This window comes from Bradyrhizobium sp. OAE829, assembly GCF_040546575.1.
Lineage (GTDB): Bacteria > Pseudomonadota > Alphaproteobacteria > Rhizobiales > Xanthobacteraceae > Bradyrhizobium.
On the sequence record NZ_JBEPOE010000001.1, the window covers coordinates 521,972 to 534,384 of the forward strand.

Sequence of the window (12,413 nt, forward strand, 5' to 3'; positions counted from 1 at the left end):
GCCGGGGAACGTGAATCCTTATTCCTCGGCCTGCAGGTCCGCTTCCGACGGGGTCGCATCGACCGCACGCGGCGCCGCACGGCGCGGCGCGAGGATGGTTGTCTCCGCGTCACCCTCGCCCGCGATCGCCGGCGACCATGGGCGATCGACGCCCCGGGGCCTGACGGCATCGATGGTAAATCCGCTGCCGCTTCGCCGCAGCACCATGGCGCCCTGCCGCCGCAGACGCTCCGCATCGATCACAGAAGCGCCGCACGCCGCAGGCGACGGTCTTGCAGTCACCAACAGCGCCGCGCGCTCACAATCATCCGCCAACGCTTCGGGCCGCAGCGCCAATGCCACGAACCCGCCACCGGCGCCCTGCGTCACGCAGCCGCTCTCGTCGCATGAGACGCCCTCGGTCAGCGAGGCATCTGCAGGCTTGCGCGCGTCGGCATCCGCCGCCAGCCATTCCTTGACAAGGAAGCCATCCCTTGAAGCTCCCTTGGCCGCGCGCATCAAATGCAGTTTGCCGTCCTGGCCGCGGACACCGACATTGCGCCCGTCGGCGGAGATCAGGATGTCCGGCTGCGGCACCCTCGCCGCCCACACCGCCGCCGCCAGCACCACGGCCGCGCCGGCATAGCGCAGCGGTGTTCGTAACAACCCAAGCAGGATGATGCCGATACTCGCCGCAATCAACGGGCCGATGCCGAACGCCGGCACACGGCCGACCGCGCCCGGCAAGGCCGCGACCCATTGCGTGACAACGATCATCCAGTCGATGCCGACGCCCATGATGGCCCAGAACACGCCGTCAAAACCAAAGGGCATCGCAACCAGGCCGAGCAGGCCCGCCGGCATCACCAGCGCCGAAACCACCGGCATCGCCGCGAGATTGGCGAGCACGCCATAGGGCGTCACCCGGTGGAAATGAAACGCCGCGTAAGGCGTGGTGGCGAGGCCCGCCACCAACGAGGCCAGCAGCAGCATCGTGATCTCGCGGCCGCCCCACAGCGCGACCTGCGCGGTCGCGGGTTGATCCGGCTGCGCGAACAAACGCGGCATGCCGAGCTGCACCAGCGCCACCAGTCCGAGGGTCGCCGCAAACGACATCTGGAAGCTCGGATGCACCAGCGCTTCGGGCGCGATGGTCAGGACAATGAGCGCCGCAACCGCAAGCGTTCGAAACGTGATGGCGCGGCGGTCGACCATGACCGCGATCAGCACCACGGCTGTCATGAAGAACGAACGCTGGGTCGCGACTTCGGCGCCGGAGAGCAACAGATAAAACGCTGATGCCGCGAGCGCCGCCACCGCCGACCATTTCTTGATCGCAAAGCCAACGTTAAGCGTCGGAAACAGCGCCAGCAGCGCCCGTACCGCAAAGAACACGACGCCCGCGACGACAGCCATGTGATAGCCTGATATCGACAGCACATGGCCGAGGCCGGAGATGAACATCGCCTCATTGACGGGCTCGGAGATCGCGTCGCGCCGGCCGGTCAGAAGCGCGGTCGCGATCGCGCGCTTGTCGCCTTCCAGCACGGTCCTGATCCGCGCATCGATCGCATCCCGCATGCCTTGCATGAACGCCGAATAGCGCAGCTTCCAACCGCCGCCATCCGGCGCCTCTACGGTCTTGATCGCGCCCATCACGAAGCCGGAGGCACCGATGCCGGAGAAGAACATGTCGCGGCCGAAATCGTAGCTGCCGGGCCGGAGCGGCGCCATCGGCGGCAACAGCCGCGCTTTCAATTCGACGAAGCTGCCGACCGCGGGCGCGGTACCCTTCTTGACCGACAGCCGCACCCGCTCGATTTTTGTCGCGTCGCGCGCGCTCTCCATCGTCACGACGCGCATGACAAAACGGTCGGTGCGCTCGCGGATGTCGCGGGTTTCGACAAATCCCGTCAGCGCCACCGAGAACATCGGCCGCGCCAGCACGCCATGCGCGATCCGCGCCGTCTTCCAGGTGGCAATCGCAAAGCCGGCGGCGACGGCAGCGATCATCACGGCAACCGGAAACATCTTGTGCCGCCGCAGCAAGAACGCCGCCGCGCACAGCGTAATGGCGGTGACGGCCGCGACCGACAGCACCGGTTCATGATCAGCGGCAAAATAAAAGGCGATGCCGGTGCCGAATGCGACGGGCACCCAGGGCAGCAAACGCCCCGCACCCGCCTCCGCGCGCGCCCATTGCCGCAGGGTCTCGATCAGCGGCGGCCACAGCGCAAGACGCTGGGGCGCGAGGCCGCCGACCGGCGCCGCCCCACGCGGCGGCCAGGTGCCGGCGTAGCCTCGCCTTTGGCCCGGCGTGTTGCCCTGCTCCGACATCAAGCTACCCACACGATACGCTCGCGGGGACAAAGCTACCGGAAGGTGTGAGGTGCCGGCTAGCAGAACGGAAGTGGAATATCGGGGAAAGGCGCCGCGCCGCTCATCCTGCCGTTATGCCGCAGAACGAGGTGGCGGGGCCTTGCAAGCCGTCGTCCGAACTTGGGTTGAGTGCGACAGCGACCCTGTCGTTTTTACCAGTACCAAAACGATGATGCGGGGCCGGAGCCCGGCTCCCCGTCCCTTTACCGCCTGTCGGGACCACTCACCCAAGCGGGTGATGGAAAGTTGATCGGTAAAGTTGTCTAATGCAGCTTGGCGGCACGCATTGAGTGTCCGCCGGTTTTCATTATTGCGCTTTAGCTGAATTTATTTTTTGCAGATTTGAGATGGCTCGGGAAATCGACAAGTTAGTTGTCGGGACTCGCTTCAAGATGAGTAAGCTAGGCGATGCTCGATGCCCCGAGCTCGCTAATCTTACCGGCATCGTTGTCGAAGTGAGCCAAAGCAACACGGGCGTTACCGTGTTGTTCGATGGCGCCAAAAGACCGACTTGCCTGCACAGGCAGTTCATATCCCCCGTGTCGGGTATTAGACCGGGGAACTATTCGGCTCGCTCTGAAAAAACGCGTGCCTGAACGCACAATAGCGCAGCTTCCACCCGCCGCCATCAGGCGCTTCCGCGGTACGGAAGTGGGATATCGGGGAAAGGCGGCGCGCCGCACATCCTGCCGTTATGTCGCAGAACGAGGTGATCGGGCCTTTTGCAAGGGCGTCGCCGGTGCCTCGCCGCGCCCCGTGCCGGCACTTCCCCTTGACATGCCGGCGCTCCACCGCCCGAATGGCAGGTAGCGCAAAAAGCGCGCGCCGCGGTGCAATGCCCGGCGCATCAAAAACAAAATGGGGAGGGTTTGCGAATGCTTCGCCAAGTAATCCGCGATGCCAAAAGTCTGGCCAGAAATGTTGCCCTTGCTTCGATTGCAGCCGTAAGCCTGCTCGGTGCCGGCAACGCGCAAGCGGCTTTCCCGGAGCGACCCATCACGCTGATCGTGCCGTGGGCCGCCGGCGGCGGCACCGACGCGGTCGCGCGCCAGATCGCCCACATCATGGAGCGCGATCTCAAGCAGCCGGTGAACGTCGTGAACCGCACCGGCGGATCGGGCGTGGTGGGCCACCAGGCGATCGCGACTGCAGCGCCTGACGGTTACACGTTCGGCCTCATCACGCTGGAGATCACCCTGATGCACTGGGCGGGGCTTACCGATCTTACGTTCGAGAAGTTCACGCCGCTCGGGCTGGTCAACCAGGACTTCGCCGCGATCCACGTCAAGGCGGACTCGCCCTTCAAGAACGTCAAGGAGCTGTTCGCGCATATCAAGGCGAACCCGAACAAGGTGGCGGCCTCGGGCACCGGACAAGGCGGAAGCTGGCATGTCGCGCTCGCCGGCCTGATGCAGGCCGACGGCGTTTCGCCGACCTCGATCCGCTGGGTGCCGTCCACGGGCGCTGCAACCGCGCTAACGGATCTGGCCGCCGGCGGCGTCGACTTCGTCTCGTGCTCGATGCCGGAAGCCGAGGCGCTGATCAAGGCGGGGCGTATCCGCAGCCTCGCCTTCTTCTCGCCCAAGCGCGCGCCGAACTTCCCTGACGTGCCGACCACCGAGGAGGCGACCGGTCACAAGGTTCACAAGGGCGTGTGGCGCGGCTTTGCGGCGCCCAAGGGCCTGCCGCCGGAGATCGCCAAGACGTATGAGGCCGCGATCAAGAAGGCCTGGGACAGCGACGAGTTCAAGGATTTCATGACCCGGCGCGGCTTCGACATGATCTATCTGGATGCGGCAAGGTACGGCGAGTTCATGAAGGCCGACGACGAGAGCAATGGCAAGGCGCTGAAGTCGCTGGGGCTGGCGAAGTGAAGCGCCCCGCAAGCCTCGTCGTCGCCTGACGGCAACCCGACGACCGCGAAGGCTTAGTGGTCCGGCCGGTTAATGTCCGGGGCATGTCCTGTCGCCATGTCCAATAGGTAGCAGGCGAGTACGCCCAACTTCGCGCCACCGATCAGTGAAAGGAGCGCCATCACCCATCGGAGGCTCGTCTCCGCAAACATGCCGGGCATAAAAACGAACAAGAGCCCGACGCTGGCTCCCACCGCTGCACTGAAACAATACCTGACGGGCATGCTTTTCAACAGCAAATGGCGTCATATTGTTCCGGGGAACCTTTGGCTGGCGCGGAGATGTTTGCGTGATGCTTAACGGATGGCTCCGCAAGTTCCACGAGGCGATCGAGGCGCCGGACGGCACACAGCTCAACACGCTGCGCGACGCGGTTGCCTACCTCACCAAGACCGTCCCCAAATCAGAACGCGGTTTGCCGGCGGTCACGATGGCCGCAGAGGTGCTGACCTACGCCGCGGAGCGCGGCATCGCTTGGATGTTTCTGGCGCGGGTGACCGTGATGAAGTCACTGCACCGATGAGGTGCGCGCGTTCCATCCCGATGCCAACGAGGATCACTGGGGAAAGCGGAAGCTCAAAAGAGATCAGTCAGGCGCGCGCTCCCGCAACGGTGACCCGCACGGCCCCAAGCTGACTATTTCCACGACCTGTAAGCGTCCAGCGCATGAGCGACAAGGATGCCGAGGCTGAGAATTATCAGAAATGCTGCAATGGCCTCGAACATTGGCGGCCTCAAACATTGGCGATCTCGCAGGGTTGCCCAAGTAAGCAACTCGCCCCGCTGCACAGTCAAAATGATTCGCCTTGTCGCGGCAGATCGCGGTGCGACTGGTGACTTTGAGCAACGGTTGATCTGGTTTTCACCTGAATTTCTGAGCTTGATTGCCCCTTTTTTGCCTGTTTTTCGACGGAAACAGCGATCCTAGCCCTTAACCTAGCGGCCAACGCAGGCGGTGGCTGAAATGACGGACCGATCGCACGAAGTCGCGCCGGACGACGACCTTCGTATTCTTGTCCGCGTGGTTTCAATTTGTACTCTGGGACTCTGGTCATTTGCAGCCGGTTTGCTGATAGGCACCTTTCTGTTTTCGTGATCGAAGCCCGATGCTGCGCAATGGCCTCTCGTCCAGCAACTTGGTCGCGGGTGAGTCAACACTGCCTTCCAACATTCAGCGCCGTTCACCCCCGATTTTGGCGAGGTGCTTCATGCGACGGGCGATCATCGGACTCTTGCGCAAGATTTTGGCCACCCGGCTCTTCGCTTCACGCCTGCAGCGATATCGGCGCCCTATGATCGGCGCCTCAAGACGCATGTCGTCCGTGCTGGTTGGCGTGGCAGCGTTCGCACTCCTGGCGCCGCAAGCCGCTGTTTCTCAAGGCCGCATCGAAATAGTGAACTTCCAAAGCCTGACCTTCCCCGGCAGCCTGTTTACGCCTCCTTTTATGGCTGCCCCACAGGAGGGGTCGCCGGCGGCTATCTTTGGTATTCTGAGGCTTCCGGAGACTACGGACCGAGTTCCTGCCGTCGTCATAACGCACGGTTGTTCGGGCATCACTGGAGCGGAGACATACTGGGCGGAAAGTCTCATGCAAATCGGCGTCGCTACGTTCGTCGTCAACAGTTTTGTCGGCAGGAGTATTCCGCGTGTCTGCTCAGGTCCTCACACAATAAGCACAGCCAGTGTGCTCACGGATGTATATCGCGCACGGGATCTTCTGGCGGTCCATCCGCGCATTGACCCTTCGCGAATTGCAGTGTTGGGATTTTCCTTCGGCGGCCGCAACGCGCTCTGGGCAGCCTCCGAGCGGTTCCAGCAACGCTACGGTCCCGGGCTATCTCCCTTTGCCGCCTATCTCGCGTTTTACCCCACTGGCTGTCATATCAAGCTCATCGATGAAGATCGCGTGGCGAATGCCCCGATACGGATCTTTCACGGCGCAGCCGACGACGCGACGATCATCGGCCGCTGCAGGGAGTACGTCGCAAGGCTCCGCAACGCCGGCCGTGACGCCGCGCTATTCGAATACGTTGGCGCCAAGCACTGGTTTGACAACGCCGATCTAGCCAACCGTCAAACGGCGACCGGCTTTCTTAACTACAGCAACTGCACGCTTCTCGAGCAAGACGACAGGATCATCGACGTGATGACCGGCGGCCCGGCTGGAACGGGGTCGCCATGCGTCGTGTCGGAGGGGTCGTTTGGTTATAATCCCGCGGCGCGCGAGCAAGCGACAGCGGATGTGCAGAATTTTCTGCGATCGTTGTTCAAGCTTTGACGCGGCACCTTGCGCGCGCCCATGTGCGCAGAGTCTTGTTGAACGGTGAGCCAGCGGAACGGAAACGAACCCGCCGTTTCGATCAATCCGGTGGAGTGCATCGTCCAGCGAAATTGACGGGCGAACGCCGCAACGGTCCTGCTGCTAAATCAACGGCGTCTTCGACGACGCGTGATGGCTGACGATCTTCCAGTCGAAGTCTTCGCGCACGATCACCCAGGTGATCTTGACCGACAGGTTGACCGCGCCTTCATCCGCGTAAAACGACGCCGTGCCGGCGACATTGACCAGATTGGGTCCGACCTGCTCGGCCACGACGTCGCTGAATTGAACTGAAGATGTCCGCCACCGCGGCAATCCCTTGAAGTAGGCCGTGACGCCCTCTCGCCCACGATAGAGGTTCGGGTTCGAGCCGAAGAACAGCGCGTGCCTCGAATAGAGCGAGGCGAGCGCGTCGGCGTCCAGTCTGCTGAACGCCGCGGCCCATTTCACCATGGTGCCGGAGGCGATGTCGTCGGCCGCGCTGCCCATCGAATGATCCAATCGTTGTGAGGCCGACGTCAGCCCTTCTCAGCCTTTGGCGACTTCCTTGGCAAAGGTATCGCGCAGGCCGATGGTGCGGTTGAACACCAGTCTGTCCGGCGTCGAGTCCGCGTCGCGCACGAAATAACCCTGCCGCTCGAACTGCATCACCTCATTCGAATTGCTCTCGGCGACGCTGACCTCGATCCGCGCGTCGGACAGCACTTCCAGCGATTGCGGGTTGATGTCGGCGGCGAAATTGCCGGCGTCGGGGCTCGGTTTTGCGAACAGCTGGTTGTAGACGCGGATTTCGGCGGGCCGCGACTGCGCCGCCGGCAGCCAGTGCATGGTGGCCTTGACCTTGCGGCCATCGGGCGCGTTGCCGCCCTTGGTGGCGGGGTCATAGGTACAGCGCAGCTCGACCACCTCGCCGGCGTCGTTCTTGATGACGCCGGTGCACTTGATGAAATAGGCGTAGCGCAGCCGCACTTCATTGCCCGGAGAAAGCCGGAAGAATTTCTTCGGCGGGTTCTCCATGAAATCGTCCTGCTCGATATAGAGCTCGCGGCCGAACGCGATGCGGCGGGTGCCGGCATCGGGATTGTCGGGGTGATTGACCGCCTCGAGCTCCTCGACCTGGCCTTCCGGATAATTCTCGATCACGACTTTCAGCGGCCGCAGCACCGCCATGCGGCGCTCGGCCGTCTTGTTGAGCAGTTCGCGGATACAGAATTCCAGCATGCCGACGTCGACCACGCTGTTGGATTTCGCCACGCCGATGCGTTTGACGAATTCGCGCACCGCCGCCGGCGGCACGCCGCGCCGCTTCAGGCCGGCGACGGTCGGCATCCGCGGATCGTCCCAGCCGGCGACATGGCCCTCGCGCACGAGCTGCGTCAGCACCCGCTTCGAGAGCAGCGTGTAGGTGATGTTGAGCCTTGCGAATTCATACTGCCGCGGCTTCGACGGCACCGGCAGCTTGTCGAGCAGCCATTCATAGAGCGGCCGGTGATCCTCGAATTCCAGCGTGCAGATCGAATGGGTGATGCCTTCGATGGCGTCCGACTGGCCGTGGGCGTAGTCGTAGCTTGGATAGATCGACCATTTGTCGCCGGTGCGCGGATGATGGGCGTGCAGGATCCGGTACAGCACGGGATCGCGCATATTGATGTTGCCGGAGGCCATGTCGATTTTGGCGCGCAGCACGCGGGCGCCGTTCGGGAATTCGCCGGCCTTCATGCGACGAAACAGATCGAGGTTTTCGTCCACCGGGCGGTCGCGGAACGGGCTGTTCTTGCCGGGTTCCGTCAGCGTGCCGCGCGCGAGGCGGATTTCCTCCTGCGACTGGTCGTCGACATAGGCGTGGCCGGCCTTGATCAGGCCTTCCGCCCAGTCGTAGAGCCGCTCGAAATAGTCGGAGGCGTAATAAAGGTCGGCTCCCCAGTCATAGCCGAGCCAGCGCACGTCGGCCTGGATGGAATCGATATATTCCTGCTCTTCCTTGGTCGGGTTGGTGTCGTCGAAGCGTAGATGGCACTTGCCGCCAAACTCCTGCGCAATGCCGAAATTAAGGGCAATCGACTTGGCGTGGCCGATATGCAGGTAGCCGTTCGGCTCCGGCGGAAATCGGGTCACGATCCGGCTGTGCTTCTGGGTGTCGAGGTCGGCCTGGACGATGTCGCGAATGAAATCGCGCCCTGCCTCTGCCGCTGCCGGTTCTGTGGTCATTACGTGTTCCCGCTCGGATAAGCGGCCCTTCTGCCAAATTCGCCCCGGCCCGCCAAGCCTGCTTTGGCCAAGGCGGCACCAAAGGCCTGACTTTAACGGCGAGACTTTAGTTATGCACCGTCCTGCTATACACCACGGCCGTTCAAGCATAGGCCTGCCCAAATCATGACCTCCCCCGTCGTCACCCGCTTTGCCCCCTCGCCGACCGGCTTCCTCCACATCGGAGGCGCCCGCACCGCGCTGTTCAACTGGCTCTACGCCAAGAAGCATGGCGGCAAGATGCTGCTGCGGATCGAGGATACCGACCGCGAGCGGTCGACCGAGCCGGCGATTGCCGCGATCCTCGACGGATTGAAGTGGCTGGAGCTCGATTGGGACGGCGACGTCATCTACCAGTTCAGCCGCGCCGCCCGCCACCGCGAGGCCGCCGAGTCCCTGCTCGCCAGCGGCCGCGCCTATCGCTGCTACGCCACGCCGGAGGAACTGACGGCGATGCGCGAGAAGGCCCGCGCCGAGGGCCGCACCCGCCTCTATGACGGCCTCTGGCGCGACCGTGACCCGTCCGAAGCGCCGGCCGGCATGAAGCCCACCATCCGCCTCAAGGCACCGCAGACCGGCGAGACCGTGATCGAGGATCAGGTCCAGGGCCGCGTGGTCTGGCAAAACGAGAACCTCGACGATCTCGTGCTGCTGCGCGGCGACGGCAACCCGACCTACATGCTGGCCGTCGTGGTCGACGACCACGACATGGGCGTCACCCATGTGATCCGGGGTGACGATCATTTGATCAACGCCGCGCGCCAGAAGCAGATCTACGATGCGCTGGAATGGGACATTCCGAACATGTCCCACATCCCGCTGATCCATGGCGCCGATGGCGCGAAGCTGTCGAAGCGCCATGGCGCGCTCGGCGTCGAGGCCTACCGCGCACTCGGCTATCTGCCGGCGGCGCTGCGCAATTACCTGGTCCGGCTCGGCTGGGGCCATGGCGACCAGGAGATCTTTTCGACGAAGGAGATGATCGACGCGTTCGACCTGCCCGCGATCGGGCGTTCGGCGGCGCGCTTCGATTTCGCCAAGCTGGAGAATCTCAACGGCCACTACATCCGCCAGGCCGACGATCAAGCACTCGTGACCATGTTCGAACAGTTGCTGGAATACGTCCCTGATGGCGCCGACCTCAAGGCCAAGCTCAACGACACCACGCGGGCGCAATTGCTGCGGGCGATGCCGAGCCTGAAGGAGCGCGCCAAGACGCTGCTCGAGCTGATCGCCGGCTCCTACTTCATCTTTGCCGACCGTCCGCTCGAGCTCGAGCCGAAAGCGGCCGCCCTGCTGACGCCGGAAACCCGCGCCCTGATCGGGAAGCTGCGCGATGCGCTGGAGGCCGTCACCGACTGGAATTCGGAGACCACCGAAGCCGCCATGCGGAATTTCGCCGAGCAGAATAACCTAAAGCTGGGCGCGGTCGCCCAGCCGCTGCGGGTGGCGCTGACCGGACGGACGACGTCGCCCGGAATCTTCGACGTGCTGGCGGTGCTGGGGCGGGATCAATGCCTGGCCCGGCTCGGCGATCAGGCCGCGGGATGAACCCCTGCTATGTGCTAGCGGCGGCCATCTTGCAGTGCACAGGGCAATAAGCTACCCCTTTCGAGCCGCCTTCTAGACAATCCGGCCTGCCCCTTTTCGCCCCAGAGAATGGCATCAGGAACAGCCGGTTTTCGCAACGATTTCATCGGGGACTACACGATGGACGCAAAATCCAGCAACAAGACCGCAACGCTAACGGTAGGTAACAAGACCTACGATTTCCCGATCCTGAGCGGCACGGTGGGGCCGGATGTCATCGACATCGCCAAGCTCTACGGCCAGGCCGGGATGTTCACCTACGACCCCGGCTTCACCTCCACCGGCAGCTGCCAGTCGAAGATCACCTATATCGACGGCGACGCCGGCATCCTGGAATACCGCGGCTATCCGATCGAGCAGCTCGCCGAAAAGGGCGATTTCCTCGAGACCTGCTATCTCCTGCTGTACGGGGAACTTCCCACCAAGGCGCAGAAGGAAGATTTCGACCACCGCGTGATCCATCACACCATGGTTCACGAGCAGATGGCCCGCTTCTTCCAGGGCTTCCGCCGCGACGCCCATCCGATGGCCATCATGGTCGCGGCCGTCGGCGCGCTCGCCGCGTTCTATCACGACAGTACCGACATCAACGATCCGAAGCAGCGCATGATCGCCTCGATGCGCATGATCGCCAAGGTTCCGACGCTGGCCGCAATGGCCTTCAAATACACCGTCGGCCAGCCCTTCGTGTACCCGAAGAACTCGCTCACCTTTGCCGAGAACTTCCTCAACATGTGCTTTGCGGTGCCCTGCGAGGACTACAAGATAAACCCGGTGCTGGCTGACGCGCTGGACAAGATCTTCATCCTGCACGCCGACCACGAGCAGAACGCCTCGACCTCGACGGTGCGTATCGCCGGCTCCTCCGGCGCCAATCCGTTCGCCTGTATCGCCGCCGGCATCGCCTGCCTGTGGGGACCGGCGCATGGCGGCGCCAACGAAGCCGCGCTGGCGATGCTGGCCGACATCGGCACCGTCGACAAGATCCCCGAGTTCATCGCCAAGGTGAAGGACAAGAACTCAGAAGTCCGCCTGATGGGCTTCGGGCATCGCGTCTACAAGAACTACGATCCGCGCGCCAAGATCATGCAGAAGATGTGTCACGCGGTGCTGGCCGAGACCGGTCACGGCGACGACCCGATGCTGAAGGTGGCGCTGGAGCTGGAAAAGATCGCGCTGAGCGATCCCTACTTCATCGACCGCAAGCTCTACCCGAACGTCGATTTCTATTCGGGCATCACGCTGAAGGCGATGGGCTTCCCGACCTCGATGTTCACCGTGCTGTTCGCCGTCGCCCGCACCGTCGGCTGGATCAGCCAGTGGAGCGAGATGATCGAGGACCCGCAGCAGAAGATCGGCCGTCCGCGCCAGCTCTACACCGGCGTCGCCCGCCGCGACTACGTCGAGATGGGCGAGCGCAAATAAGGCGCGGCGCATACGAGATCGAAGAAAGCCGGATGCGATAGTCGCCTCCGGCTTTTTTGTAGGGTGGGTGGGGCGAAGCGATACCCACCGCCACGGCAAAGAAATTTGGTGGGTATCGCTTCGCTCCACCCACCCTACGATTCCAGGAGGCACCATGCTCACCGGAAGCTGCATGTGCAAAAGCGTGGCCTATGAGGTGGACGCCGAACCCGGCGCCATCGTGCACTGCCACTGCGCCACCTGCCGCAAGGCGCATGGCTCGGCGTTCTCGACGGTGACCAGCGTCCCGCGCGACCGCTTTCGCTGGACCAGGGGCGAAAGCCTACTCAGAGGATTTGAGTCCTCGCCCGGCAAGCAGCGCTATTTCTGCACGCAATGCGGCTCGCAAATCATCGCCGAGCGCGCCGGCACCGGCAACATCCTGCTGCGGATGGGGTGTCTCGACACGCCGATCACCAAGCGGCCCGCCGCACACATCTGGCGATCGGATTGCGCGACGTGGTTCGATCCGAAGGACCAGTTGCCGGAGTGGCCGGAAGGTTCGGCGCCGAAGGGTTAG

At 63.3% G+C, this 12,413-nt stretch carries 9 protein-coding genes; 6 read left to right on the top strand and 3 right to left on the bottom strand.

Annotated elements, in window-relative coordinates; translation table 11 throughout:
* Positions 1–18: 18 nt before the first annotated feature.
* Entirely contained in the window at positions 19–2,316 is a 2,298-nt protein-coding gene (locus ABIE49_RS02410) for a ComEC/Rec2 family competence protein (RefSeq protein WP_192733388.1), read from the bottom strand.
* Positions 2,317–3,233: 917 nt separating this feature from the next.
* Here ABIE49_RS02410 and ABIE49_RS02415 point away from each other — a divergent pair.
* The 3 genes from ABIE49_RS02415 to ABIE49_RS02425 all read left to right on the top strand — a co-directional run bounded on the left by ABIE49_RS02415 (position 3,234) and on the right by ABIE49_RS02425 (position 6,550).
* A complete protein-coding gene (locus ABIE49_RS02415) occupies positions 3,234–4,232 on the top strand; it encodes a Bug family tripartite tricarboxylate transporter substrate binding protein (RefSeq protein WP_192733389.1) in 999 nt (332 codons plus the stop codon).
* A gap of 328 nt (positions 4,233–4,560) precedes the next feature.
* Positions 4,561–4,794: a hypothetical protein gene (locus tag ABIE49_RS02420; protein WP_192733390.1), complete on the top strand. Its 234-nt coding sequence runs from the start codon at positions 4,561–4,563 to the stop codon at positions 4,792–4,794.
* A gap of 685 nt (positions 4,795–5,479) precedes the next feature.
* A complete protein-coding gene (locus ABIE49_RS02425; RefSeq protein ID WP_192733391.1) occupies positions 5,480–6,550 on the top strand; it encodes a dienelactone hydrolase family protein in 1,071 nt (356 codons plus the stop codon).
* Positions 6,551–6,694: 144 nt separating this feature from the next.
* Here ABIE49_RS02425 and ABIE49_RS02430 read toward each other — a convergent pair whose 3' ends face one another.
* Both ABIE49_RS02430 and ABIE49_RS02435 read right to left on the bottom strand, forming a co-directional pair.
* Positions 6,695–7,081: a YybH family protein gene (locus tag ABIE49_RS02430; protein ID WP_192733392.1), complete on the bottom strand. Its 387-nt coding sequence runs from the start codon at positions 7,079–7,081 to the stop codon at positions 6,695–6,697.
* Positions 7,082–7,120: 39 nt separating this feature from the next.
* Positions 7,121–8,800 carry a glutamine--tRNA ligase/YqeY domain fusion protein gene (locus tag ABIE49_RS02435; protein WP_192733393.1) on the bottom strand — a complete coding sequence of 560 codons (1,680 nt, stop codon included), beginning with the start codon at positions 8,798–8,800 and terminating at the stop codon, positions 7,121–7,123.
* A gap of 165 nt (positions 8,801–8,965) precedes the next feature.
* On the opposite strand from ABIE49_RS02435, the gene gltX reads away from it, so the two are divergent.
* The 3 genes from gltX to ABIE49_RS02450 all read left to right on the top strand — a co-directional run bounded on the left by gltX (position 8,966) and on the right by ABIE49_RS02450 (position 12,413).
* Positions 8,966–10,390, top strand: coding sequence for a glutamate--tRNA ligase (gene gltX, locus ABIE49_RS02440; protein ID WP_192733394.1), 1,425 nt, complete (start codon positions 8,966–8,968; stop codon positions 10,388–10,390).
* A gap of 159 nt (positions 10,391–10,549) precedes the next feature.
* Positions 10,550–11,854: a citrate synthase gene (gene gltA / locus ABIE49_RS02445; RefSeq protein ID WP_192734222.1), complete on the top strand. Its 1,305-nt coding sequence runs from the start codon at positions 10,550–10,552 to the stop codon at positions 11,852–11,854.
* 154 nt (positions 11,855–12,008) lie between these two features.
* A complete protein-coding gene (locus tag ABIE49_RS02450) occupies positions 12,009–12,413 on the top strand; it encodes a GFA family protein (protein ID WP_192733395.1) in 405 nt (134 codons plus the stop codon).

Bases quoted from the DNA above. Each gene is read 5' to 3' on its own strand.
- ABIE49_RS02410 (WP_192733388.1), bottom strand. From the start codon at position 2,316: ATGTCGGAGCAGGGCAACACGCCGGGCCAAAGGCGAGGCTACGCCGGC.
- ABIE49_RS02415 (WP_192733389.1), top strand. From the start codon at position 3,234: ATGCTTCGCCAAGTAATCCGCGATGCCAAAAGTCTGGCCAGAAATGTT.
- ABIE49_RS02425 (WP_192733391.1), top strand. From the start codon at position 5,480: ATGCGACGGGCGATCATCGGACTCTTGCGCAAGATTTTGGCCACCCGG.
- ABIE49_RS02430 (WP_192733392.1), bottom strand. From the start codon at position 7,081: ATGGGCAGCGCGGCCGACGACATCGCCTCCGGCACCATGGTGAAATGG.
- ABIE49_RS02435 (WP_192733393.1), bottom strand. From the start codon at position 8,800: ATGACCACAGAACCGGCAGCGGCAGAGGCAGGGCGCGATTTCATTCGC.
- gltX (WP_192733394.1), top strand. From the start codon at position 8,966: ATGACCTCCCCCGTCGTCACCCGCTTTGCCCCCTCGCCGACCGGCTTC.
- gltA (WP_192734222.1), top strand. From the start codon at position 10,550: ATGGACGCAAAATCCAGCAACAAGACCGCAACGCTAACGGTAGGTAAC.
- ABIE49_RS02450 (WP_192733395.1), top strand. From the start codon at position 12,009: ATGCTCACCGGAAGCTGCATGTGCAAAAGCGTGGCCTATGAGGTGGAC.